The sequence below is a fragment of the Leisingera sp. ANG49 genome (assembly GCF_059694505.1).
The window spans coordinates 1-23683 of the sequence record NZ_JCATZN010000007.1 but is presented as its reverse complement, the minus strand read 5'-3'; the positions used below and the strand labels follow the sequence as shown (position 1 = coordinate 23683).

Genomic DNA, 23683 nt, shown 5'->3' with positions numbered 1-23683 from the left:
GGCAATTGCGTTTAGCCGGAAGCGGGGTGATAATCGGGCATGACTAGGATGATGCCCTCCACCGACCGTTCGCTGCCGATTGCCCTGCTGAGGGCGCGGGAGCGTGTGATGGGTCCGATCCGTTCGCTGCTGAGCGGCGCCGGCCTGACAGAGCAGCAATGGCGCGTGCTGCGGGTGGTGCAGGAGAGCGGGCCGATTGACCCGACCCAGATCGCCGAAAAGGCCTGCCTGCTGCTGCCCAGCCTGACGCGGATCCTGCAGAAGCTGGAGGAAAAGCAGCTGATCAGCCGGGAGCGCGACCAGGAGGACCGCCGCCGCCAGGTGGTGCAGATCTCTGCGGCGGGGGAGAAGGTCATCACCGACAACCTGGAGGCCAGCCTGGAGCTGATGGAGCGGACCCGCCGGAAGATGGGCGCGGAGCGCTATGAGGCGCTGTTGGATCTGCTGAACGAGCTGGACCAGATCGAGCTGTCCGACTGAGTCGGGGCTGCCGGATATGCCGCATTTGGCGCGGATGGCGGGGTGCGTGACGCAAACGGCCCTGTTTGCCGATTTTGACCATTTTGTCCGAATTTCCTGATTTTATGATTTAAAAACAATTTCTTAATCTGATGTTGCGACCGAAGGGCTGCAATGCTCCTTGCCGTGCCTGCATCGGTGAATTCCTGCCTGTGACGCATATGGCGCGGTCTATGTCCGAAATCACACTGTGAATTGCCGCATTTCTCAACAAACCTGTCGGGGACAGTTGATGAGGACATCATGCGGTACTCCGGCCTGAAAGTGATCAAGGAGGCCCTGACGGGCCACAAGGGATGGCGCCCGACCTGGCGCGATCCGGAACCCAAGAAAAGCTACGATGTGGTGATCATCGGCGGCGGCGGGCACGGGCTGGCGACGGCCTATTACCTGGCCAAGAACCATGGCATCACCAATGTCGCGGTGATCGAGAAGGGCTGGATCGGCGGCGGCAACGTGGGCCGCAACACCACCATCATCCGCTCCAACTACCTGCTGGACGGCAACGAGCCGTTTTACGAGCTGTCGCTGAAGCTGTGGGAAGGACTGGAGCAGGACTTCAACTACAACGCCATGGTCAGCCAGCGCGGCATTCTGAACCTGGTGCACACCGATGCGCAGCGCGATGCGGCGCGGCGCCGGGGCAATGCGATGATCCTGAACGGGTCGGACGCGGAGCTGCTGGACACCGATGGCGTCCGCGCGATGTACCCGTTCCTGAATTTCAATGACGCGCGTTTCCCGATCAAGGGCGGCCTCCTGCACCGCCGCGGCGGCACCGTGCGCCATGACGCGGTGGCCTGGGGGTATGCCCGCGGCGCCGACCTGCGCGGTGTGGACATCATCCAGAACTGCGAAGTCACCGGCTTCAGGATCGAGAACGGCAAATGCCTGGGCGTGGAGACCACCAAGGGCTTTATCGGGGCCAATAAGGTGGCGAGCTGCGTCGCCGGTTCGTCGAGCCGGGTGATGGAGAAGGCGGGGATGCGCCTGCCGATCGAAAGCCACGTGCTGCAGGCGTTTGTGTCCGAAGGGCTGAAGCCAGTGCTGGACGGGGTCATCACCTTTGGCGCGGGCCACTTCTACTGCAGCCAGTCGGACAAGGGCGGGCTGGTCTTTGGCGGCGACCTGGACATGTACAACTCCTATGCGCAGCGCGGCAACCTGCCGGTTGTCGAGGATGTGATGGAAGGCGGTATGGCGCTGATCCCGGCGCTGGGCCGGGTGCGGATGCTGCGCAGCTGGGGCGGCATCATGGATATGTCGATGGACGGCTCCCCCTTCATCGACAAGACCCATATCGACGGCCTCTATTTCAACGGCGGCTGGTGCTACGGCGGGTTCAAGGCAACCCCGGCCTCGGGGTGGTGCTATGCGCATCTGCTGGCGACGGACACGCCGCACAAGGTGGCCACGGCCTACCGGCTCGACCGGTTCCGCCGCGGCTGCATGATCGACGAAAAGGGCCAGGGCGCCCAGCCGAACCTGCACTGAGGAAAGGACAGCAGCGATGATTATCAACCATCCGATCCTCGGGCCGCGGGACAGCCAGGAGTTCACCTACCTGGGGGATGCGGCGCTGATCGACCGGCCGGACTGGCAGGCCGAAGGCGCGGCGGATCAGTTTCACGACTACCTGTACCTGCGCGACAACCCGGCGGGCGAGCACCGCGAGCTGTGGTTCCACGAGCAGGGCGACCGGTCCTGGCTAGTGGTGACCCGCAACACCGTGACCCATGAAATCCTGAATGTCGAACTGGCCCGTGATGTGGCCCGGGCAAGGGGGCGCAGCAAATGACTGATGCAGTGATGAATGCCGGCCGCGTGGCCTTTCAGGCCGACGGCAGCACCGGTGCCCGCAAAGGGGTGCAGGTGAACCGCCTGGACGGCGGGCTGATCAAGGGCAGCAAGGCGCTGACCTTCTCCTTTGACGGCAAGCGCTACAAGGGGTTCGAGGGCGACACGCTGGCCTCGGCCCTGCTGGCAAACGGCGTGCGGCTGATGGGCCGTTCGTTCAAATACCACCGCCCGCGGGGCGTGCTGACCTCCGGCTCGGAAGAGCCCAACGCGCTGGTTGAGCTGCGCAGCGGCGGGCGGCAGGAGCCGAACACCCGCGCCACCGTGGCAGAGCTCTATGACGGGCTGGAAGCGAATTCGCAGAACCGCTGGCCGTCGCTGCAGCATGACTTCATGGCGATCAACGACCGGTTCTCGAACTTTCTGACCGCCGGGTTCTACTACAAGACCTTCATGTGGCCTGCCGCGTTCTGGGAGAAACTGTACGAGCCGATCATCCGCAAGGCGGCGGGTCTGGGCAGCATCAGCTTTGAGGCCGATCCGGATGCCTATGACAAGGGGTTCCTGCATTGCGATCTCTTGGTGATCGGGGCCGGTCCCACCGGCCTGATGGCGGCGCTGACGGCTGGCCGGGCCGGGGCGCAGGTGATCATTGCCGATGAGGATTTTTTGCTGGGCGGGCGTCTGAATGCGGAAACCTTCGGCATCGGTGATCTAACCGGGGCAGCCTGGGTTGAGCAGACGCAGGCGGAACTGGCGGCGATGCCGAACGTGCGGGTGATGCCGCGCACCACCATCATCGGCGCCTTTGACCACGGGATTTATGGCGCGGTGGAGCGGGTTTCGGACCACGTGCTGGCGCCGGAAGCGGGCAAGCCGCGGCAGATCCTGTGGCGGATCTATTCCAAGCGGGCGATGCTGGCGGCGGGTGCCACCGAGCGGCCCATCGCGTTTGAGAACAACGACCGTCCCGGCGTGATGCTGGCGGGTGCGGTGCGCGCCTATGCCAACCGCTGGGCGGTGACGCCGGATCAGACAGTTGCGGTGTTCACCAACAACGACGACGGCCACCGCACTGCGGCGGACCTGATCGCCAAGGGGGTGAAAGTCACCGCGGTGATCGACACCCGCCCGGATGCGCCCAAGGTCGAAGGCGCCGAGCTGTTTGCCGGTGCCCAGGTGATCGACACCAAGGGGCGGCTGGGTCTGGAGTGGGCGCGCGTGCGCCTGGCCAACGGCACCACCCGCGACGTGCCCTGCGGCGCGCTGGCGGTGTCCGGCGGCTGGAACCCGAATGTGCATCTGACCTGCCACCAGCGCGGCCGTCCGGCCTGGCGTGAGGACATTGCCGCCTTTGTCCCTGCAGGCGAGCTGCCGCAGAACATGTCTGTGGCTGGTGCCGCCAATGGCGATTTCTCCACCGCCGCTGCATTGCGGGCCGGTGCCGAGGGCGCGGTGGCCGCGCTGTTGGAGCTGGGGATCGAGGCCAAGGCGGGTGATCTGCCCGAGGCCGAGGATGCGCCTGTCAACGTGACCCCCTTCTGGTACGTGAAGGAAGGCAAGGGCCGCGCCTGGCTGGACCAGCAGAACGACGTCACCGTCAAGGACGTGAAGCTGGCGCATCAGGAGAACTTCCGCTCGGTCGAGCACCTGAAGCGCTACACCACGTTGGGCATGGCGACCGATCAGGGCAAGACCTCTAACATGGGCGGTCTGGCGATCATGGCCGAACTGGCGGGCAAGCAGATCCCCGAGGTCGGCACCACGATGTTCCGCCCGCCCTACACGCCGGTGTCCTTCGGGGTGATGGCGGGCCGGTCGGTGGGCGAGGAGTTCCGCCCCACCCGCAAGACCCCCAGCCACAAATGGGCTGAGGAGCAGGGTGCGGTGTTTGTCGAGGTCGGCCAGTGGCTGCGGGCCCAGTGGTTCCCCAAGGCGGGCGAAACCCATTGGCGCCAGTCGGTGGACCGCGAGGTGCTGCAGACCCGTAACTCTGTCGGCGTCTGCGACGTGACCACGCTGGGCAAGATCGACGTGCAGGGCAAGGATGCCGCCGAGTTCCTGAACAAGATGTATGCCAATGCCTTTGCCAAGCTGCCGGTGGGCAAGGTCCGCTACGGGCTGATGCTGCGCGAGGATGGCATTGCCTATGACGACGGCACCGCGGCGCGTTTTGCCGAGGATCATTTCGTGGTGACCACCACCACCGCCAACGCAGTTCTGGTTTACCGCAACATGGAATTTGCGCGCCAGTGCCTGTTTCCTGACATGGATGTGCAGCTGATCTCGACCACCGAGGCCTGGGCACAGTTCGCGGTGGCGGGTCCGAATGCCCGCAAGCTGCTGCAGAAGGTCGTGGACCCCGAGTTCGACATCTCGAACGAGGCGTTCCCCTTCATGGCCTGCGGTGAAGTGACCGTCGCGGGCGGCTGCCGGGCGCGGCTGTTCCGGATCTCCTTCTCGGGCGAGCTGGCCTATGAGATCGCGGTGCCGACCCGGTACGGCGATGCGATGATCCGCAAGCTGATGGAGGCGGGCGAGGAGTTCGGCGCGGTGCCTTACGGCACCGAGGCGCTGGGCGTCATGCGGATCGAGAAGGGCCATGCCGCGGGCAATGAGCTGAACGGCACCACCTCGGCGCTGAACCTCGGCATGGGCAAGATGGTCAGCAAGAAGAAGGACTGCATCGGCAACGTTCTGAGCGAGCGCGAGGGCATGAACCAGGAGGATGCACTGAAGCTGGTGGGCTTCAAGCCGGTGAATGCCGCCGATCCGGTGCAGGCCGGGGCGCATCTGATGAATGCTTCGGGTGAAGTCAGCGCCGCCACCGATCAGGGCTATATCACCTCGGCCGCCTATTCGCCGGTGTTGGGCTGCTCGATCGGGATCGGCTTCCTGAAGCGCGGCGACGCGCGCAAGGGCGAGGTGATCCGCGCGGTCAACCCGCTGGAAGGCAAGGAAATCCAGGTCGAAGTTGTCAGCGCGCATTTTGTGGATCCGGAAGGGGAGCGTCTCCGTGGGTAAGTTTGATAATCATGGGCTGAAAGCCATCTCTCCGCTGGGCGGGCATGAACCGCGGGTGGACGTCTTCACTGGTCTCCAGATCCGGGAAGCCACCGACCGGGCGCTGGCCTCCTTGGCGGCGCGCCAGGGGCAGGAAGATGCGGTGAAATCCGCGGCTGCGCCTTATCTGGGCGGGGCGTTGCCGGAGGCTGCAAGCTGGACTGAGCACGGTGTGTTTGCCGCCTGGTGGATGGGGCCGGACCTGTGGATGGTCTCTGCCCCGCATGACAGCCACGAGCTGATGGCGGGCGAGCTGAAACAGGCGGTCGGCGATACCGGTTCCGTGGTGGAGCAGACCGACGGCTGGTGCCGTTTCGACATGGAAGGGCCGCGCTGCTTTGACGTGCTTGAGCGGCTGTGCAACGCCAATGTCCGCGCGGGCAAAGCGGGCGATGCCACCCGCACCTCGATGGAGCATCTGGGCGTGTTCCTGCTGTGCCAGACCCCCGGGCAGGGCTATTCGATTATCGGCCCGCGGTCGTCGGCGGCATCGCTGCATCATGCGCTGGTGGCGGCGGCGAAGTCGGTGATCTGACGCGCCGCGCCAAGGCGGCCTGCAAAACCGGCTCCGGGGGGGTGTCCCCGGAGCCGGACTTGTTTGGAGCATCACTGCATCTGCTTCAGGAAATTGGCAAAGATGGTGCGGGAGCAGGTCCTGAACTCGTCCATGCAGGCATCGCTTTCGGCCTGAAAGGCGCCCAGGCCATCCGCGCCCAGGGTTTCCACCAGCGCCGCATGATAGGCGGGGATCCCGGCCCAGTTGGCAACGGTGTCTTCTTCGGCCTCGACATGGAACTGCATGGACCAGGCATTGCTGCCCACGCGCATCGCTTCAATCGGGCAATTGGCTGAGCTTGCCAGAACCTCGGCCCCTTCGGGGGCTTGTGCGACCTGAACGCCGTGCCATTGCAGGACATTCATTTGCGCCGGCAGCCCTGCGAACAGGGCATCGCTTTGTCCGGCCTCGGTCAGGGACACCTGCCGGATGCCGACCTCTGCGGGGCGTTGCGGGCCGCAGGTTCCGTTCAGGGCATCGGCCAGCAGCTGGTGGCCCAGGCACAGGCCCAGATAGGGTTTGCCGATATGTTTGATCCAGTGCCGGATGGCCCGCTTTTCGTCGATAAGCCAAGGGTGTTCCGCAACGTCCCAGACGTCCATGGGGCCGCCCATGACCCAAAGCGCGTCAAAGGGCTCCATCTCCGGGATCGGATCGCCCTGGTCGAGTTCGGCAACGTGCCAGTCAATGCCATGCGCGCGCATCAGTTCCCGGAAAGCGCCTGGGTGTTCACAGTCCAGGTGTTGGAAAACGAGTATGCGCATGGTGTCTCCGGTCAGGCTGAGGGGATGGGCCGGTTGTCCTGGACCCTGAACAGGTTCACTTTGCGGCGTTCTTCCTGCGGGGTGACGCCGAAGCTTTCACGGTAGTGCTGCGACAGTGTGGAGGAGGTGGCGTAGCCCACCGCATTGGCGATCGAGGTGATCGAGTCGCGGGAATACATCACCAGCTGCCGTGCCGCGTTCATCCGCAGGGTGCGGTAATAGATGGCCGGGCTCTGGCCGGTGGCGGCCTTGAAGCTGCGTTCCAGCTGGCGCGGCGAGACGCCGATCTCGCTGGCGGCGTCGCGGATCGAGACCGGGTGCTCCAGGTTGTCGGCAAACAGCTCAACCGCCTTGGCCACCGGCGGCGGCAGGCTGTCGGCGGTGCTGTCGGTCTTGAAGGCGGGGATCTTCTGGCGCACGCCCTCGGCGCGGACCATCGGGTGCTGGAACCAGCAGGCGACCTCTGTCATCACGGCGTCGCCCATGGCGCGCTCGATCAGCTTCAGCGACAGGTCGAACATCGCCGCGGCGCCGCTGGCGGTGAAGCGGCGGCGGTCCAGCACGATCACATCGTCGACGGTGGCGAGGGACGGGAATTCTGCAGTGAAGGCAGCCTTGTAGCACCAGTGGACCGAGCAGCTGTGCCCGTCCAGCAGGCCGGAGCGGGCCAGCGGGAACACGCCGCCGGAGACCGCGCCCATGGTGGTGCCGTGCCGGGCCAGATGGCGCAGCTTGCCGTTGGAGGCCTTGGGGTCGTCGAATTTGCCCTGCGGGCTGGACAGCAGGAACAGGGTGTCGATGCCGTCGGCCTCATCCAGGGCGCAATCGGGCTGGAACGCCACATTGGCGGAGGCGTTCACGCTGTTGCCGGTTTCGGACACCAGTTTCCATCGGAAGGTTTCAGAGCCGGCAATTTCATTTGCCGCGCGCAGGGGTTCGATGGCCGAGGTCAGGCAGGCCATTGGAAAGCCGGGGAAAATCAGAAATCCGAGTGTCATGGTGTTATCGCGCTGCATGGGGTGAATTATAGCTTGCGAAGAAGGATTCGCACAGCGGCGAAGGGGTGCCTGCGCCGTACAGGAAGGGGAAAACGGCGCAGGCGATCTGCAGGGACGTGCCCCTAGTTCTGCAGATATGCCTCCAGCGAGTCGTCCAGGGCGTCTTTCCACGGGGTGTGGTGCACGGGCGCCATGGTGCCGGTGATGACCGATTTGTAGGAGTTGTTGCGGAAGGCCATGATGTCCTGGGCCTTGTGCCCCTTCCATTCATAGAAGGCCTGGCAGGCGCCGGCCACATCGAAGGTCGGGTAGTCGGTCTCCTCGATCAGCTCCAGCACGTAGTCGCCCTGGTACTTGATCGCGTATTTGACGTCCGGCGAGGCTTCCTCGCGCGCTTCGCGCTCCTTGACGTCGGCCAGCAGGGTCTCCTTGTCCGCCGGGATCTCGATCTTGCCCATGATCGCGTCTCGGACCCACCAGGCCTGGGCGTCGAACATGTTGAAGGTGAACCACTGATCCTGCATGCCCAGGTAGAACATCTTGGGGTTATGGGCATAGACCACGCCCTTGTAGAGGTCGGCGGTGGCCAGGCGGTTGGCGGTCTTCAGGCGCAGGTCGTCCGGCAGGAAGTTGAAGAAGTGCTTGTAGCCGGTGCAGAGGATGATCGCGTCGACCTCTTTCTTGGAGCCGTCAACGAAAGTGGCGGTGTTGCCCTCGACGCTTTCCAGCGCCGGTTTTTCTTCCCAGTTGTCCGGCCATTTGAAGCCCATCGGCGCCGAGCGGTAGGAGGAGGTGATGGATTTGCAGCCGTATTTCCAGCACTGCGAGCCGATGTCTTCGGCGGAGTAGGAGGCGCCGAGGATCAGGATGTCCTTGTCCTTGAACTCGCGGGCGTCGCGGAAGTCATGGGCGTGCAGCACGCGGCCGTTGAAGGTGTCGAAACCGGGGTAGAACGGCACGTTCGGGGTCGAGAAGTGGCCCGAGGCGCAGATCACGTGGTCGAAGTCTTCCTTGTAGGTGCTGTCCTTCTTGTGGTCGTGCACGGTGACGGTGAAGTTGCCCTGGTCCTCGTTGTATTCGACCCAGCGGATCGGGGAGTTGAAGCGGATCCACTTGCGCACGTCCGCCTTTTTCACCCGGCCTTCGATGTAGTCGAACAGCACGGCGCGCGGCGGGTAGGAGGCGATCTGCTTGCCGAAGTGCTCCTCAAACGAATAGTCGGCGAACTCCAGGCCCTCCTTGGGGCCGTTGGACCACAGGTAGCGGTACATCGAGCAGTGCACCGGCTCGCCGTTCTCGTCCAGGCCGGTGCGCCAGGTGTAATTCCACAGGCCGCCCCAGTCGTCCTGCTTTTCAAAGCAGACGATCTCCGGGATCTCCTCGCCTTTCTTGGCCGCGGACTGGAAGGCGCGCAGCTGGGCCAGGCCGGAGGGGCCGGCGCCGATGATGGCAATACGTTTCTTGGTCATCTGGTTCTCCCGTTGGTTTGGACCAATATCTTAATTTGGCTCTTTTGGTCTGGTCCAATTAGGTCCAAACTTGCGCCAATAAGTCAACATTTTTTCACATCTGGAATGTTTTTGGACGCAATTGGACTGGAAGCGCGTTGTTTTACTGGTAGGATTCCAAACATGAAGACGACCAGTTTTGTGCACCAGTTGACCGCCCGCGCGGCGTTGCCCCGGCTGTCCGTGGGGATGGCAGAATCAGTGAATATCGGATTCCTCGGCCCGCTTTCGGGCCGGGTGGAGAGCTGGGGGCTGCCCGGATTGAACGGCTGCCGGATCTGGGAGGACGGGCTGAACCAGGCCGGCGGGGTGCTGATCGGCGGCCGCCGCTACCCGATCCGGATCCACTCTTACGATTGCGGCTACGACCCGGAACGCGCGCTGGAGGGCGCAGTTGAACTGGTTCAGCAGCACAACGTCAAGCTGATGCTGATGCTGGGCGGGGACACGTTTGCGCCGGTGCGCGATTTCCTGATGCGCAACAAGGTGCTGACGTCGACCCTGCTGCCGACCGACCTGTCGCCGGACACGCCCTATCTGATCGCGCCCAGCGAGGCGCACCCGATCCAGAACGTGACCGGGGTGGCCTGGCTGGCGGAAACCCGGCCGGAGCTGAAAACCGTCGCCCTGTGCAGCCAGGCCGATCTGCTGGGGCTGCCCGCGCAGGCGGTCTACCGGGCGGCGTTCAAGGCGGCGGACAAGCAGATCCTGCGCGAAGTGCAGTATGATCCCGGCGCCAGCGACCCGGCGCCGGTGGTGGATCCGATGCTGGAAAGCGGCGCCGGTATCCTGTGCTGGTGCTCGTCTTATGCGCCGATGGTGCATGCGATGACCGAATATGCCCATGCCAAGGGCTTCAAGGGTCAGATCATCAGCTGCACCATGGACGGCTATGACCGGCTGGTGGAGCGGACGTCCCCCGAATTCATGGAAGGGGTGGTGTTCCAGTTCCCTGATTTCGATGACCCGCTGCTGCGGGAGAAGGCGTTTTTCTTCAACCGCCCGCACGAGTTCTACGAGGAATACAACCGCCGTTTCCCGGGCAGCTGGTCGGCGGTGAGCTGGGAGTATGTGGCGATCCTGGACATCTGGCACAGCGCGGTGGAGAAGGCGGGGTCGGTTGCGCCGCCATCGGTGCTGGCGGCGATGAAGCAGCTGGGCCATGTCACCCATGCCTTCGGTCACGCGGAATGGTGGGGCGAAGATATCTTCGGCATTTCCAATGCCTTGGTCGGCGACTGGCCGGTAGTGACGATCCGGGAAGGCAAGGCGCGGATCGCTGCGTTCAAGTCGATTCCGGCCTGGCTGGCGCAGCATTCCGGCCTGCTGAAATCGGAAATGGAAACGCTGGGGCAGCTGTGGCATCAGCGGCTGGAGAGCGGCGCGCCGGGCAGCGAGGTCAGCTCGCGCGCCGTGGAGGGCTGAGGCGGTTCAGATCTCCTGCAGCAGCAGTTTCTGCTCGTCGATCAGATGCAGCTTGATGAACTCGACCGCGGATTCCACATCGCGCGAGGCGATGGCGTTGAACAGCGTGTTGTAGCGTTTCTGGTAGTCCTGAATCCGCTGCGGCGTCAGGTGGCGGCGGCGCAGCGCAGTGCGGTAGGACAGGCGGCAGGCCTCGATCGTCAGCTCGTAGCAGGAGTGCAGCAGCGGGTTGCCGGTGCCCTCGGCGATCTTGCGGTAGAGATCCTCCTCGGCCTCGATGAATTCGACGGGGTCGGTGCGAACGGCCTCCACCCGGGACAGGATCTGGTCCAGCTCCTCGATCTGGCGCGGGGTCATGTTGATCACCGCCAGGCGCACCAGTTCCGGCTCCAGGATGCCGCGCACCACCAGGTGGTCGAGCGGAGAAACCTCATTGGCCAGCGAGCTGTAGGAGGAGGTTTCCGGCTTGGGGCCGGAGCGGAATTTCACAAAGCTGCCGGACCCGGCGCGGCGCTGGATCACGTTCTGGCCGGCCAGCACGTCCAGCGCTTCGCGCACGGTGTTGCGGGCGACCCCGAGCTCGGACGCCAGCGTGCGTTCCGAGGGCAGACGGGTGTCCACCGGGTAGGTGCCGGACTTGATCCGGGCAAACAGCGTGTCGATCACCACCTGCACGGTGGCGCCGACGGAGTGGGTGGTCAGGATCTGCGAGGTGGTTTCTTCCGCTGAGCTCATGGTCTGTCTTTTTCCGGGCCGTATGAGCGGGAAACCCTGCTCCTGAGTGCTGTGGCAAGGCTGCATTTGCCGGTTCTGGCGGCGGCTTTGCAGGTGCCCTTCACAGCGGTGATTGACCCTCAGACTAGCGGTTCTAGTGCCGGTCAGCAAGGACGGGCGCGCAAATTGGTTCTATACTGCGGTGAATCCGCGTGTTCTGGAGGTTCGCCGTAGCCCCCTGTTTTTGCGCCATTTTAAGCTCTCTTGCCGGTGCTTTCCCTAGCGGTTCCTGAAATTGGTGCCTTTTTGGTCCAGAGGCGGCAAGCGTGTGCCCGGACCAAGCGTCCGGCGGCGGTGCCGGCGTGTTCCGGCTGGGCTGATTTGCGGGCAGCGCCGGAGCAGGAAACGGCCGCCGGGCGGGCTGCCGCCTGCAGGCGGGCGGGGCGCAGCGCGGCGGCAACATTTTTCTTTCCTCAGGCGGTAAGGGGTTGGGAAAAATGAGTAATGACAGTAAAATAATATTCGCACCATTCCTTACGCCCGGGAAAGTTTCACATATCGGCTGCTGCGCGCTTGTCAGAGGCCATCCATAAGGAAGATAACACAGTGGCTAAACTCAAAGATGATAGTGACGCAGTGGCAAATAACCTTTCCCAAGACCCGCACCGGGTCCGCGATGGTGCAGAAAAAGTTCTGGAAGTGGCGATCGGCCGCGAGGTGCGGTCGTTCCGGCGGCAGCAGGGGATCACGGTGGCGGATCTGGCCAATCTGACCGGGCTGTCGATCGGGATGCTGTCGAAGATCGAGAACGGCAACACCTCGCCGTCGCTGACCACGCTGCAGCTGCTGGCCAATGCGCTGAGCGTGCCGATCACCTCCTTCTTCCGGCGGTTCGAGGAAAGCCGGGAGGCGGTGCACACCAAGTCCGGCGAAGGTGCGGAGACCGAGCGCGCGGGCACGCGGGCCGGGCATCAGTACCAGCTGCTGGGGCATCTTGGCGCCAATGCCTCAGGGGTGATGGTGGAGCCTTACATGATCACCCTGACCGAGGAGTCAGATGTGTTTCCGACCTTCCAGCACGACGGGGTGGAAATGCTTTACATGCTGGAAGGCGAGGTGGACTACCGCCATGGCGACAAGGTGTTCCCGCTGAAGCCGGGCGATACGCTGTTCTTCGACGCGGACGCGCCGCATGGGCCGGAAAGCCTGGTCAAACTGCCGGCGCGCTACCTGTCGATCATTTCTTATCCGCAATCGAGCTGACGTGCAGCGGCGGCGCTTCCGCCGGTTCCGCGGCATCTGAAAACGCCCCTGCACCGCCCGGCCAGGCGCCGCGCAATGCGCGGCGCTGTTGCGTTCTGCGGCAGGGCTTCGGCCAGGCACCCGCAGCGCGCACGGCGCGCTGCCCGGCCCAACGCCGCGCTGGCGGCAGGCAGCGCCTGCGGCCTGAAGCGGGGCGGGAGGCCCCGGTTTGCAACTGGCGCAAAAAAGAAACTGCCGGAGCCAGGGGCAACGGCAGTCAGTGAAGCGGGCCTAAGTGACAGGGGGTAGGGACGGCCCGCGAGTCCGCTCGGGATCAGTCGTCGTCGGCCCAGATGCCGTCCGAGGTCGGGCTGCCATCGTCATACTGCGACAGCCACTCCACCATCAGCGGGCGGTTGTCGATGAAGCCCTTGTAGGTCGCAAGTTCCTCCGGCAGGTCGCGGATCACCCGGTGCAGGCGGCGCGCCCATTTCGGCACTGTCACCAGATCGTTGAAGCTGATCAGGTAGCAGCGGATCGGGAACACCAGCGCGTTGGAGCGCGGCAGGCGGAAGAATGTCTGCAGTTCGACCCGCAGGTGCTGCTTGTCGCCGATGTTCTCCATCGTCAGCCCCTGCTTCATCACGCCCCATTTGTGGTAGTTCTCGGGGGAGGTATCGAGCAGCGGGTTGACCGTCATCGTCCAGTTCAGGCGGCGGGCGGGCTGGCCCTGCTGGATGTTCAGCAGGAACTTCAGGGCGCGCACGAAGATGCCCATCTCATGCGCCTTCGGCACCGGGGCGTGCCATTCGAAGAAGTTCATGCCGATGTCGAAATCCAGCGACCAGTCGGCCTGGGTGGTGACCATGCCGGCGTCCATCCACAGGTTGTCGTCGCGCTGGTCCAGCACCGCAAAGTCGCCCTGGGTCTGACGGGTGATGTATTCCATCGGGCCGTAGGGCAGGGTGCTTTCGTCGAGGAAGGTGAAGGTGTCGTCGATGCCCAGCGGCTTGTTGATCCAGCGCCAGCGGTTGCCGTCCTTGTGCAGTTCGAACAGGTCCGGGTATTCGGCCGCCTTGGCCTCCATGATCAACTCGACCAGGTCCCAGCCCGCCAGCGTCATGTGCGGCAGCGACTGGCAGCGCAGCGGGTCATTCGCCAGCACCCGGGCGCGGTCCTTCATTTCCGAGACATAGTGCTCGTCCACGTCGAAGGTGCGTTCGAACACCGAGCCGGGCCGGTAGGACTTATGCGGCTCCATGTTCACCGAATACATGTAGCTGTCTTCGTGGAACGGGAAGGGGAAGCGTTTGATTGCCCAGTCCGAGTTCTTGAAGGTGAAGTCGCCGTAGAAGGTTTCGTCGTTGAATTGAATGGTCATCTTTCTCTCCCTCAGCGGTCCAGAACCAGTGTCTTGCCTTCAAAGCGCGACACGCAGGGCATGATGTGTTTGCCGCCGGCCTTCTGCTCATCCGTCAGCCAGTGGTCGTGGTGCAGGAACTTGCCGTCATAGCCGATGACATTGGTCTCGCACTGGCCGCAGGCGCCGCCGCGGCAGAGGTAGGGGGCGTCGATGCCGGCCGCTTCCAGCGCTTCCAGCAGCGACTGATGCTCGCCGACCTGAATGATCTTGTTCGAGACCGCGCATTTCACCTCGAACGGCTTGCCGGAGGCGGGCGCCAGGAATTCCTCGGAATGCACGGCCTCGCGCGGCCAGCCCATGTCCTCGGCGGTGCCGTGCACCCATTCGATCATGCCCTTGGGGCCGCAGACGTAGACGTGGGTGCCCAGCGGCTGGTTGGCGAGCAGGGTTTTGAGGTCGATCGCCTCTTTCTGGTCGTCATGGTAGACGTGCACCTTGCCCGGGTAACGCTCTGTCAGCTCCTTGGCGTAGGTGCCGAGCGAGGCGGTGCGGACCGAGTAGTGCAGCTCGAAATGCCCGCCCGTCATGGTGAGCTGATGCATCTGCGCCATGAAGGGGGTGATGCCGATGCCGCCGGCCAGCATCAGGTGCTTCTTGGCGCGCAGGTCCAGCGAGAACAGGTTCACCGGGTTGGAGATCACCATCTCCATGCCCTCTTTCACCTGGGTGTGCATGAACCTGGAGCCGCCGCGGCCCTGGTCGTCGCGCCGCACCGAGATGGTATAGGCGCCGCGGTCGGCCGGGTTGGACATCAGCGAATAGGCGTTGAGCCGGGTGATATCGCCGTCCTGCATTTCGACCACGGTATGCGCCCCGCCCGAGAAGGTGGGCAGGCTGCCGCCGCCGGTGCGGACGAATTTGAAACGGGTGACCAGGTCGTTGATCGGTTTGACCTCGGCCACGGTGACATTCAGTTTTGCGGTGCCAGCACTCATTTGAACAGCTCCACTTTCTCGGGGATGTTGCCCGGATCCTCGGCATCCACCCGCACGCCCTGGAAGGCCGCGAGGCGGCGCGAATAGTGATCGCGCACGAACAGGCTGAGGCCGCAATGGCTGCATTCGAACGGGTCGGTGGTGACGTCCTCGGTGATGCCCTTGCAGTGCACGCACTGCATGCGCCGCGCGGTGGAGCCGCGGTGTTCGGTCTGGATCGCGGTATGGGGGATGCCCGCCGCGGTGGCCTCGGCCATGGCCTGGCCCATCAGGCTTTCGGTGCCGGTCAGATAGACCTGGGTGCCCATGTGGCAGTCCAGCAGGGCGCGGCGGATCCGGCTTTGCGAGGCTTCATAGGAAGGGCCTGCGTAGAACTGGCCGGCACCCAGCTCTTCCAGCTGGCTGCTGTATTTGGTGCCGGTCTTCTTGGGGATGTAGATGATATGGGCCTTGGCCCAGAAATCCTTGTCCGTGGATTTGGCCAGGTCAAGGATCGCCTCGGCGCCTTCGGCATCGGCGATCATCAGGTGGCCGCTGCCGGAGCGGGCCTCAAGCTCGCCGTAGACAGGGCGGCTGGTGATGGAAGGGGGGAATTCGGTCTTAGACATGTGGGTCGCTTTTCCTGCAGTCGGGTGAACGAAAGCGGGCGCCCCCGGGATGGGGACGCCCGGGATCCGGATCAGCCTTTTGCGGTGCGGATCGATTTGTCCTTGTCGTAGAAGGGCATCTCTTCGGCGGTGGCGGCAATCTCGGTGCCGTCGCCGTTGCGGACGGTCAGCTTGGTGCCCGGCTTGGCGCAGGCGACCGGCATCCGGGCGATGCCCACATTGTGGTTGTTCACCTCGGAGTACATGCCGTAGGTGACCACGCCGACCTTCTCGCCGTTCTGCAGCAGGTCCGCGCCTTCGTCCGCGGGGATCTTGCCTTCCAGCATGACGCCGTAGATCTTGAACCGCTCCTTGCCTTCGGCGGCATAGTGGTTTTCGGCGCCGATGAAGCCGGTCTTGCCGGGGGAGACGGTGAATTCGAGGCCCAGCTCCCACAGCGTGTCGCCGCAGGTCTCGTTGTCGAACGGGTAGGTCTCGGAGTTGTCGCCCGGATAGAACAGCAGGTAGCTTTCGGTGCGCAGCAGGTCGAGGGTGGAGAACTGGACCGGGACGATGCCCAGGCCCGCGCCCTTGTCCAGGATGCTGTCCCAGAGATGCACGGCGTCCTTGGCCTGGCAGAAGATCTCATAGCCGCGCTCGCCGGTGTAGCCGGTGCGCGAGATCATCACCGGGCAGCCGAACAGCTTGGTCTGGATGATCCCGAAATAGGCCAGATCGCGGATGCCGGGAACATATTCGGCCAGGAAATCGACGGCGACCGGGCCCTGCAGCGACATGTCGTGCAGGTTGTCGTCGAAGATCACCGAGCAGTTCTTGCCGGCGGCAACGGAGCTGAGCTGCTCCATGCCGGTGCCGGTGCCGTGGACAACCATCCAGCTGTTCACCGACAGGCGGTAGATGATGCAATCGTCCACGAACTTGCCCTGCTCGTTCAGGATCGAGGCATAGGTGGAGCGGCCCGGCATGATCTTTTCGACGTTGCGGGTGGTGACCCGGTCGATGACCTGTGCCGCATGCTCGCCCACCACGTGGACTTTCTTGAGGCCGGACACGTCCATGAGGCCGGCCTTGGTGCGGACCGCCTCGTAGTCGGCTTTGGCGCGTTCGGGGGTGTGGTCATAGAACCAGGCGGTTCCCATGCCGTTCCAGTCTTCCAGCTCGCCGCCGATTTCCTTGTGGCGCTGTGCCAGTGCTGAAGTCCGCCAGATAATGGCCATTTTGCATTTCTCCCTATTGGTGCGGACCAAAATTCTTGATTTGGTTCCTTTGGTCTGGTCCAGTTAGCCAAGAGAGGGGGTGTCATGTCAATGAATATTCCTATCAGGAAAAAGATTTCTCTTAAAAGGCAGATTTCGAAGGTGTTTGCGGCATGAATTGGCCTGAAACGGTCTTTCACGCAGGCTGCTGTTGGTTGCGGCAACGGCAAAATGATCCGCTTAGAGGGAGAATCGGCAGCGTTTGTGGCGGAAGATTGGGTGATTCTGCCGCATTTCGGCAGGTCCGGCCGGTGCCGGGCCGTGGTGGGCCAGGGGAAGCGGCACCTGGAATTGGGCGGCAGAGCGCGGGCTAAGCCCTTGGATGTTTGAGGCTTAAGGGGAGCTGGGCGGTTTGGCAGGACGGCGGCACTGGCATGCCGCATTTCCCTGAAGGTAACAAATTTTCACATGATTATTGACAGGCCGCCCTCATGAGACACAGTATTTAGGGAAAATAATATTCCCAAGAGGCAAAAAATGCCCGGGATACTGCCAACAGGAGGGCAAAACATTGGATGGTAATCTGAACGCGTTAACAACGGTGTTCACCGAGTTCTACTACTGGGTGACCGTTGTCTTCATGTTCCTCATTCACGTGGGGTTCTGCATGTACGAGGTCGGCGCCAGCCGCCACCGCAACCACATGCACACATTGATGAAGAACATCATGATCATTCCGCTGGTCACGGTGACGTTCTTCTTTTTCGGCTGGTGGATCTACTGGTCCTTCCCCAGCTTCCCGTTCTTCGGCGGGCTGAACCACGATGCGGGTGCCGCGAACCTGCCGTGGTCGCAAAACATGGGCACCAACCTTTCGGACCGGATCACCGGTGTGTTCTGGGCAGCGTTCCTGCTGTTTTCCTGGACCGCGGCCTCGATCGTGTCCGGTGCAGTCATTGAACGGATCCGCTCATCCGCTCTGTGGGTGCACGCGGTGATGATTGGTTCGGTGTTCTGGATCATCGACGCGGCCTGGGGCTGGCATGCCGAAGGCTGGATGGTCAAATACCTGGGCTATCACGACGCCTATGCGTCCGGCGTCATCCACGCGATTGCCGGCGGTTACGCGCTGGGCGTGATCATGGTGCTTGGGCCGCGCCTGGGCAAGTTTGCCGCCGACGGCACCCCGCGCGATATCCCGCCGCATAACCCCTGGATGCTGACCATCGGGATTTTCCTGATCTACTCGGGCTTCTGGGGCTTCTACGCCGCCTGCAACATCCCGGCGATCTCGCCCGAAGGCATCGGCGGCCTGATCACCGGCGAGACCTGGACCGCCACCAATATCTATCTGGCGCCGACCTCGCTGTCCGCGATCACCTTCAACTTCCTGATGTCGCTGTCCGGCGGCCTGATGGCAGCCTATGTGGTGTCCAAGGGCGATGCGTTCTGGACCTTCTCCGGTGGTCTGGCGGGCATCATTACCGCCTCTGCGGGCAACGATCTGTATCACCCGATCCAGGCGATGCTGGTCGGCGCGGTTGGTGTCGTGATCGTCTACAAACTGCACTACTGGGTCGAGCGCACCTTCAAGATCGACGATGCGGTGGGCGCGGTTGCAGTGCACGGGTACTCCGGCATCGTGGGCCTGATCATCGCCGGCTTCCTGCTGTGGGGCGCACCGAGTTCGCCGTATGAAGGCTTTGCCGCCGTGAACCCGGTTGGTCAGACCGTTGGCGCGGTGATCATGTTCGGGGTGCTGGGCTGGCTGCCGGGCTTTGTGATCGCCAAAATCCAGGCTGCAGCCGGCGTGCTGCGGATCCCGGTCGAGGTCGAGCTGCAAGGTCTCGATTACGCTGAACACCATGCCTACGAAGACGCCAAGGCCGAAATCATTGCCGCCGACAAGGCTGCGGTGAACGGTGCAGGCGTGCCAGCTGAATAAGGAGAATTGAAATGTCTACGATCGGTTACGACAGCTGGGCAGTGGACCTGGCGGAGGTGGGGGCGATCTACCCCTTCCAGGGATCAGAAGGGCTGATGGTTGTCCTGGGAGTGATCTTCTGGATTGGCTGGCACCGGATCCAGTTTGTCCGCGAAGGCGCCCATCTGGAAAAGGCTAAGAATATGGGAGACAAGGAGAAAATAAACTCCTTGCTGGAGAAATACTGACCCGGACCCCACCAGAGGCGCGCCAGACCGGCGCGTCTTTCTTCCTTCAGGGGAAAATAAGTTTCATAACAGTTGAACGCCTTCACGCAAACTGCTAGCGTTGATTCGAGATGAAAACCAGGAGGCACACCCATGTGCGGGATTGTCGGTCTTTTTATAAAAGACAAATCACTTGAGCCGAAGCTGGGCGATATGCTCACCGATATGCTCATCACCATGACGGACCGCGGTCCGGACAGCGCCGGTATTGCGATCTATGGATCGGAAGCGGAAGGGCGCACCAAACTCACCGTTCAGTCGGATGCGCCGGAGGCGGCCTTTGACGGGCTGGACGGCGCGCTGGCAGAAGCGCTGAGCAGTGATGTGTCGATCCGGGTGATCGACACCCACGCGGTTCTGGACCTGCCTGCGGGCAAGGCGGAAGAAGCCCGCAGCGCGCTGGCTGAACTGCGCCCCGGCATGCGTGTCATGAGCGCGGGCGACACCATCGAGATCTACAAGGAAGTGGGTCTGCCCGAGAAGGTCGCCGAGCGTTTCAACCTGCGCGGCATGAGCGGCAGCCACGGCATCGGCCACACCCGCATGGCCACCGAATCCGCCGTGACCACCGAAGGCGCGCACCCGTTCTCCACCGGTCTGGACCAGTGCCTGGTGCATAACGGCTCGCTGTCCAACCACAACGCGCTGCGCCGCAAGCTGCAGCGCGAGGGCGTGCGGATCGAAAGCCAGAACGACACCGAAGTCGGCGCGGCCTATCTGACCTGGAAGATGCAGAACGGCGCCAGCCTGGGCGAGGCGCTGGAGGGCACCCTCGAGGACCTGGACGGCTTCTTCAACTTCGTTGTGGGCACCAAGGACGGCTTTGGCGTGGTCCGCGACCCGATCGCCTGCAAGCCGGCCGTGATGGCGGAAACCGACCAGTATGTGGCCTTCGGCAGCGAATACCGCGCGCTGGTGAACCTGCCGGGCATCGAAGACGCCCGCGTCTGGGAGCCCGAACCCGCAACTGTTTACTTCTGGAACCACTAAGATGCAGACATACGACCTTGAAGCAAATGGCCTGCGCGGTCTGAACTCGGCCCTGCAGGAACTGAACGGCAGCTCCAACAAGACTGCCTGGGAAATCGTCAACCCGAAGGGCAGCCATGCCATCGCCGTGGGTTTGAATTCGCCCGCCGATGTGACCATCAAAGGCTCCACCGGATACTATTGCGCCGGCATGAACCAGCAGGCGACCGTGCGTGTCGAAGGCTCGGTCGGGCCGGGCGTGGCGGAAAACATGATGTCCGGCCAGGTGATCGTCGAAGGCGACGCCAGCCAGTACGCCGGGGCCACCGGCCAGGGCGGGCTGCTGGTGATCAAGGGCAACGCCTCGTCCCGCTGCGGCATCTCGATGAAGGGCATCGACATCGTCGTGCACGGCAACATCGGCCACATGTGCGCCTTCATGGGGCAGGCCGGCAACCTGGTGGTGCTGGGCGATGCCGGCGATGCGCTGGGTGACAGCTGCTACGAGGCGCGCTTCTTCGTGCGCGGTTCGGTCAAGAGCCTGGGCGCCGACTGCATCGAAAAGGAAATGCGCCCGGAGCACATCGAGATCCTGAAGGATCTGCTGGCCCGCGCCGGTGCCGATGCCAAGCCGGAAGAGTTCAAGCGCTACGGCTCCGCCCGCAAGCTCTACAACTTCGACGTCGACAACGCGCAAGCGTACTAAGGACAGGGATCTAAGACATGGACAACACGAACATCCCCGGTACGGTCCCGATCCAGTCGGCGACTTTCTCGAACCCGATCAACGCGGAAATCCGCCGCGCGGCGGCCTCCGGGATTTATGACATCCGCGGCGGCGGCGCCAAGCGCCGGGTCCCGCATTTCGATGACCTGCTGTTCCTTGGTGCCTCGATCTCGCGCTACCCGCTGGAAGGCTACCGCGAGAAATGCGACACCAAGGTGACGCTGGGCACCCGCTTTGCCAAGAAGCCGATTGAGCTGGACATCCCGATCACCATCGCCGGCATGAGCTTTGGCGCGCTGTCGGGCCCGGCGAAGGAGGCCCTGGGCCGCGGCGCCTCCGCTGCCGGCACCTCGACCACTACCGGCGACGGCGGCATGACCCCGGAAGAGCGCGGCCATTCCACCAAGCTGGTCTACCAGTACCTGCCGTCCCGCTACGGCATGAATCCGGATGACCTGCGCAAAGCGGACGCGATCGAAGTCGTGGTCGGCCAGGGCGCCAAGCCCGGCGGCGGCGGCATGCTGCTGGGCCAGAAGATCTCGGACCGGGTTGCAGAGATGCGCTGCCTGCCCAAGGGCATCGACCAGCGCTCCGCCTGCCGCCACCCGGACTGGACCGGCCCGGATGACCTGGAAATCAAGATCCTGGAGCTGCGCGAGATCACCGATTGGCAGGTGCCGATCTACATCAAGGTCGGCGGCACCCGCCCCTACTACGACACCGCGCTGGCGGTGAAGGCCGGCGCGGATGTTGTGGTGCTGGACGGCATGCAGGGCGGCACCGCCGCGACCCAGGACGTGTTCATCGAACATGTCGGCCTGCCGACCCTGGCCTGTATCCGCCCCGCCGTGCAGGCGCTGCAGGACCTGGGCGTTCACCGCGAGGTGCAGCTGGTCGTCTCCGGCGGCATCCGCACCGGCGCCGATGTGGCCAAGGCAATGGCGCTGGGCGCCGATGCGGTTGCGATCGGCACCGCGGCGCTGGTTGCGCTGGGCGACAACGACCCGAAATGGGAAAGCGAGTACCAGAAGCTGGGCACCACCACCGGCGCCTATGACGACTGGCACGAGGGCAAGGACCCGGCCGGCATTACCACTCAGGACGCCGAGCTGATGAAGCGCCTGGATCCGGTCGATGCCGGCCGCCGCCTGCGCAACTATCTCAAGGTGATGACGCTGGAGGCGCAGACCATTGCCCGTGCCTGCGGCCACAACCACCTGCACAACCTCGAGCCCGAGGATCTGTGCGCCCTGACCATGGAGGCCGCCGCCATGGCGCGGGTGCCGCTGGCCGGGACCGACTGGTACCCGGGCAAAGCAGGGTTCTGATGATTGGCGGGGCGCGGCCGGCAACGGTCCGCGCCCCATTCTCGAAATACGTTCAACAGGGAAAGGAAGTAGGACCATGACGACTGATCTGGCTGCTTTCGCAAAAGAAAAAGGCGTCAAGTACTTCATGATCTCCTTCACCGACTTGTTCGGTGGCCAGCGCGCCAAACTGGTGCCGGCAGAGGCGATCGCGGATATGCAGGAAGACGGGGCGGGCTTTGCCGGTTTCGCCACGTGGCTCGACCTCACCCCGGCGCACCCGGACATGCTGGCGGTGCCGGATCCGTCCTCGGTGATCCAGCTGCCATGGAAGCCGGAAGTCGCCTGGGTGGCAGCCAACTGCGTGATGGAGGGCGAAGACGTGGCCCAGGCGCCGCGCAACGTGCTGCGCCGCCTGATCAAGGAGGCCGCGGACGAGGGCCTGCATGTGAAGACCGGCATCGAGGCCGAGTTCTTCCTGCTGACCCCGGACGGAGAGGAAATCTCCGACGCTTACGACACTGCGGAGAAGCCGTGCTACGACCAGCAGGCAATGATGCGCCGCTACGATGTGATCCGCGAGATCTGCGATTTCATGCTGGAGCTGGGCTGGGGGCCTTACCAGAACGACCACGAGGACGCCAACGGCCAGTGGGAGATGAACTGGAATTTCGACGACGCCCTGGCGACCGCCGACAAGCACAGCTTCTTCAAGTTCATGGCGAAATCGGTGGCAGAGAAGCATGGCTTCCGCGCCACCTTCATGCCCAAGCCCGTCGAGGGGCTCACCGGTAACGGCTGCCATGCGCATATCTCGGTCTGGGACGCGCCGGGCAAAGATGCCCGCACCAACGTCTTTGCGGCGGAAAAGGGCGAGGGGCAGATCGCCGAGCTGGGCCTGTCCCAGCAGGGCGGCTACTTCCTGGGCGGCATCATGAAACATGCCTCTGCCCTGGCTGCGATCACCAACCCGACGGTGAATTCCTACAAGCGCATCAATGCGCCGCGCACCATGTCCGGGGCGACCTGGGCGCCGAACACCGTGACCTGGACCGGCAACAACCGCACCCACATGGTGCGTGTCCCCGGCCCGGGCCGGTTTGAGCTGCGGCTGCCCGACGGGGCAGTGAACCCCTACCTGCTGCAGGCGGTTATCATCGCTGCAGGCCTGTCGGGCGTCCGCTCTAAGGCGGATCCCGGCCCGCGCCATGACATCGACATGTATGCCGAGGGCCACAAGATCACCGACGCGCCGAAGCTGCCGCTCAACATGCTGGATGCGCTGCGTTTCTACGACAAGGACGACGGGCTGAAGTCGATGATGGGCGAGGAGTTCTCCAGCGCCTATCTGAAGATGAAGCAGCAGGAATGGAACTCCTTCGTCAACCACTTCTCCCGCTGGGAGAAGGACAACACGCTGGATATCTAAGCACTGATTCCCCCTGTCCGGCCTGCGGGCCGGACCCTGCGCGGCCCGGGTTCTGCCCGGGCCCTTTTTGTTTGCGGCGGCGCCTGCCGCATATGCGCCGTGTTCACCCGGGGTGAAATTCCGCCTGTTTCCTATCGGCGGCGGAAATGCGGAAAATGCCCGGTTTTGCACTGAAAACCGGGCGGGAGGGTGTTGACGGCCAGGAAAAATAATTGAGTAATAGGAATATATCTTGCCTCGCATCGAACTTTGCCGCGGGGTGTGAACCGGAACGGATGGCAGCAGGGAGACG

At 63.6% G+C, this 23683-nt stretch carries 22 protein-coding genes; 13 read left to right on the top strand and 9 right to left on the bottom strand.

Features of this window, described 5'->3' with window-relative positions:
• Window positions 1–39 precede the first annotated feature (39 nt).
• From hpaR to AC58NV_RS19325, 5 genes are all read left to right on the top strand, one after another.
• Window positions 40–480: a homoprotocatechuate degradation operon regulator HpaR gene (hpaR, locus tag AC58NV_RS19345; RefSeq protein WP_497228586.1), complete on the top strand. Its 441-nt coding sequence runs from the start codon at window positions 40–42 to the stop codon at window positions 478–480.
• 282 nt (window positions 481–762) lie between these two features.
• The gene (locus AC58NV_RS19340) at window positions 763–2013 is read left to right on the top strand and encodes a sarcosine oxidase subunit beta family protein (RefSeq protein ID WP_497228585.1); all 1251 of its coding nucleotides are present in this window, start codon (window positions 763–765) and stop codon (window positions 2011–2013) included.
• Window positions 2014–2029: 16 nt separating this feature from the next.
• A complete protein-coding gene (locus AC58NV_RS19335) occupies window positions 2030–2317 on the top strand; it encodes a sarcosine oxidase subunit delta (protein WP_174148762.1) in 288 nt (95 codons plus the stop codon).
• 11 nt (window positions 2318–2328) lie between these two features.
• Window positions 2329–5340, top strand: a complete 3012-nt coding sequence (locus AC58NV_RS19330; protein WP_497228720.1) for a sarcosine oxidase subunit alpha family protein — start codon at window positions 2329–2331, stop codon at window positions 5338–5340.
• The gene (locus tag AC58NV_RS19325) at window positions 5333–5914 is read left to right on the top strand and encodes a sarcosine oxidase subunit gamma (RefSeq protein ID WP_497228584.1); all 582 of its coding nucleotides are present in this window, start codon (window positions 5333–5335) and stop codon (window positions 5912–5914) included. The genes AC58NV_RS19330 and AC58NV_RS19325 overlap by 8 nt, the downstream gene beginning before the upstream one ends.
• A 71-nt stretch (window positions 5915–5985) precedes the next feature.
• On the opposite strand, the gene AC58NV_RS19320 is transcribed toward AC58NV_RS19325, so the two are convergent.
• The 3 genes from AC58NV_RS19320 to AC58NV_RS19310 all read right to left on the bottom strand — a co-directional run bounded on the left by AC58NV_RS19320 (window position 5986) and on the right by AC58NV_RS19310 (window position 9166).
• Window positions 5986–6699: a type 1 glutamine amidotransferase gene (locus AC58NV_RS19320; RefSeq protein ID WP_497228583.1), complete on the bottom strand. Its 714-nt coding sequence runs from the start codon at window positions 6697–6699 to the stop codon at window positions 5986–5988.
• 11 nt (window positions 6700–6710) lie between these two features.
• Complete coding sequence (locus AC58NV_RS19315) at window positions 6711–7715, bottom strand: GlxA family transcriptional regulator (protein WP_366662259.1); 1005 nt, start codon at window positions 7713–7715, stop codon at window positions 6711–6713.
• Window positions 7716–7819: 104 nt separating this feature from the next.
• Complete coding sequence (locus AC58NV_RS19310) at window positions 7820–9166, bottom strand: trimethylamine monooxygenase (protein WP_497228582.1); 1347 nt, start codon at window positions 9164–9166, stop codon at window positions 7820–7822.
• 162 nt (window positions 9167–9328) lie between these two features.
• Between AC58NV_RS19310 and AC58NV_RS19305 the strand changes: the two genes are divergently transcribed.
• The gene (locus AC58NV_RS19305) at window positions 9329–10630 is read left to right on the top strand and encodes an ABC transporter substrate-binding protein (protein ID WP_497228581.1); all 1302 of its coding nucleotides are present in this window, start codon (window positions 9329–9331) and stop codon (window positions 10628–10630) included.
• A gap of 6 nt (window positions 10631–10636) precedes the next feature.
• On the opposite strand, the gene AC58NV_RS19300 is transcribed toward AC58NV_RS19305, so the two are convergent.
• The gene (locus AC58NV_RS19300) at window positions 10637–11365 is read right to left on the bottom strand and encodes a FadR/GntR family transcriptional regulator (protein ID WP_497228580.1); all 729 of its coding nucleotides are present in this window, start codon (window positions 11363–11365) and stop codon (window positions 10637–10639) included.
• Between the two features lie 585 nt (window positions 11366–11950).
• On the opposite strand from AC58NV_RS19300, the gene AC58NV_RS19295 reads away from it, so the two are divergent.
• A complete protein-coding gene (locus AC58NV_RS19295) occupies window positions 11951–12607 on the top strand; it encodes a helix-turn-helix domain-containing protein (protein WP_052257601.1) in 657 nt (218 codons plus the stop codon).
• A 313-nt stretch (window positions 12608–12920) separates the two neighbouring features.
• On the opposite strand, the gene AC58NV_RS19290 is transcribed toward AC58NV_RS19295, so the two are convergent.
• The 4 genes from AC58NV_RS19290 to AC58NV_RS19275 form a co-directional block, all read right to left on the bottom strand.
• The gene (locus AC58NV_RS19290) at window positions 12921–13967 is read right to left on the bottom strand and encodes a heme-dependent oxidative N-demethylase family protein (protein WP_497228579.1); all 1047 of its coding nucleotides are present in this window, start codon (window positions 13965–13967) and stop codon (window positions 12921–12923) included.
• An 11-nt stretch (window positions 13968–13978) separates the two neighbouring features.
• Complete coding sequence (locus AC58NV_RS19285; protein ID WP_497228578.1) at window positions 13979–14944, bottom strand: PDR/VanB family oxidoreductase; 966 nt, start codon at window positions 14942–14944, stop codon at window positions 13979–13981.
• Window positions 14941–15552 (bottom strand): dimethylamine monooxygenase subunit DmmA family protein, encoded by a 612-nt coding sequence (locus AC58NV_RS19280; RefSeq protein ID WP_497228577.1) that lies wholly within the window; start codon window positions 15550–15552, stop codon window positions 14941–14943. The genes AC58NV_RS19285 and AC58NV_RS19280 overlap by 4 nt, the downstream gene beginning before the upstream one ends.
• Window positions 15553–15623: 71 nt before the next feature.
• Window positions 15624–16769 carry an aminomethyl transferase family protein gene (locus tag AC58NV_RS19275; protein WP_366662252.1) on the bottom strand — a complete coding sequence of 382 codons (1146 nt, stop codon included), beginning with the start codon at window positions 16767–16769 and terminating at the stop codon, window positions 15624–15626.
• A 550-nt stretch (window positions 16770–17319) separates the two neighbouring features.
• Between AC58NV_RS19275 and AC58NV_RS19270 the strand changes: the two genes are divergently transcribed.
• From AC58NV_RS19270 to glnT, 6 genes are all read left to right on the top strand, one after another.
• Window positions 17320–18693, top strand: coding sequence for an ammonium transporter (locus AC58NV_RS19270; RefSeq protein ID WP_497228576.1), 1374 nt, complete (start codon window positions 17320–17322; stop codon window positions 18691–18693).
• An 11-nt stretch (window positions 18694–18704) separates the two neighbouring features.
• Complete coding sequence (locus tag AC58NV_RS19265; RefSeq protein ID WP_497228575.1) at window positions 18705–18920, top strand: hypothetical protein; 216 nt, start codon at window positions 18705–18707, stop codon at window positions 18918–18920.
• 132 nt (window positions 18921–19052) lie between these two features.
• Entirely contained in the window at window positions 19053–19949 is an 897-nt protein-coding gene (locus AC58NV_RS19260; RefSeq protein ID WP_497228574.1) for a class II glutamine amidotransferase, read from the top strand.
• A gap of 1 nt (window position 19950) precedes the next feature.
• Complete coding sequence (locus tag AC58NV_RS19255; RefSeq protein WP_497228573.1) at window positions 19951–20634, top strand: protein GlxC; 684 nt, start codon at window positions 19951–19953, stop codon at window positions 20632–20634.
• A 17-nt stretch (window positions 20635–20651) separates the two neighbouring features.
• On the top strand, window positions 20652–21983 hold the full coding sequence (locus tag AC58NV_RS19250; RefSeq protein WP_366662247.1) for an FMN-binding glutamate synthase family protein: 1332 nt from the start codon (window positions 20652–20654) through the stop codon (window positions 21981–21983).
• A gap of 76 nt (window positions 21984–22059) precedes the next feature.
• A complete protein-coding gene (gene glnT / locus AC58NV_RS19245) occupies window positions 22060–23391 on the top strand; it encodes a type III glutamate--ammonia ligase (protein WP_497228572.1) in 1332 nt (443 codons plus the stop codon).
• A 103-nt stretch (window positions 23392–23494) separates the two neighbouring features.
• Here the strand turns inward: glnT and AC58NV_RS19240 are convergent.
• The coding region (locus AC58NV_RS19240; protein ID WP_497228571.1) for a hypothetical protein at window positions 23495–23683 on the bottom strand (189 nt) is incomplete at its 5' end.

Excerpts from the sequence above, each read along its gene's own strand:
- hpaR (WP_497228586.1), top strand. The coding sequence starts at position 40 with ATGACTAGGATGATGCCCTCCACCGACCGTTCGCTGCCGATTGCCCTG.
- AC58NV_RS19340 (WP_497228585.1), top strand. The coding sequence starts at position 763 with ATGCGGTACTCCGGCCTGAAAGTGATCAAGGAGGCCCTGACGGGCCAC.
- AC58NV_RS19335 (WP_174148762.1), top strand. The coding sequence starts at position 2,030 with ATGATTATCAACCATCCGATCCTCGGGCCGCGGGACAGCCAGGAGTTC.
- AC58NV_RS19330 (WP_497228720.1), top strand. The coding sequence starts at position 2,329 with ATGAATGCCGGCCGCGTGGCCTTTCAGGCCGACGGCAGCACCGGTGCC.
- AC58NV_RS19320 (WP_497228583.1), bottom strand. The coding sequence starts at position 6,699 with ATGCGCATACTCGTTTTCCAACACCTGGACTGTGAACACCCAGGCGCT.
- AC58NV_RS19315 (WP_366662259.1), bottom strand. The coding sequence starts at position 7,715 with ATGCAGCGCGATAACACCATGACACTCGGATTTCTGATTTTCCCCGGC.
- AC58NV_RS19310 (WP_497228582.1), bottom strand. The coding sequence starts at position 9,166 with ATGACCAAGAAACGTATTGCCATCATCGGCGCCGGCCCCTCCGGCCTG.
- AC58NV_RS19305 (WP_497228581.1), top strand. The coding sequence starts at position 9,329 with ATGAAGACGACCAGTTTTGTGCACCAGTTGACCGCCCGCGCGGCGTTG.
- AC58NV_RS19300 (WP_497228580.1), bottom strand. The coding sequence starts at position 11,365 with ATGAGCTCAGCGGAAGAAACCACCTCGCAGATCCTGACCACCCACTCC.
- AC58NV_RS19290 (WP_497228579.1), bottom strand. The coding sequence starts at position 13,967 with ATGACCATTCAATTCAACGACGAAACCTTCTACGGCGACTTCACCTTC.
- AC58NV_RS19285 (WP_497228578.1), bottom strand. The coding sequence starts at position 14,944 with ATGAGTGCTGGCACCGCAAAACTGAATGTCACCGTGGCCGAGGTCAAA.
- AC58NV_RS19280 (WP_497228577.1), bottom strand. The coding sequence starts at position 15,552 with ATGTCTAAGACCGAATTCCCCCCTTCCATCACCAGCCGCCCTGTCTAC.
- AC58NV_RS19275 (WP_366662252.1), bottom strand. The coding sequence starts at position 16,769 with ATGGCCATTATCTGGCGGACTTCAGCACTGGCACAGCGCCACAAGGAA.
- AC58NV_RS19265 (WP_497228575.1), top strand. The coding sequence starts at position 18,705 with ATGTCTACGATCGGTTACGACAGCTGGGCAGTGGACCTGGCGGAGGTG.
- AC58NV_RS19260 (WP_497228574.1), top strand. The coding sequence starts at position 19,053 with ATGTGCGGGATTGTCGGTCTTTTTATAAAAGACAAATCACTTGAGCCG.
- AC58NV_RS19255 (WP_497228573.1), top strand. The coding sequence starts at position 19,951 with ATGCAGACATACGACCTTGAAGCAAATGGCCTGCGCGGTCTGAACTCG.
- AC58NV_RS19250 (WP_366662247.1), top strand. The coding sequence starts at position 20,652 with ATGGACAACACGAACATCCCCGGTACGGTCCCGATCCAGTCGGCGACT.
- glnT (WP_497228572.1), top strand. The coding sequence starts at position 22,060 with ATGACGACTGATCTGGCTGCTTTCGCAAAAGAAAAAGGCGTCAAGTAC.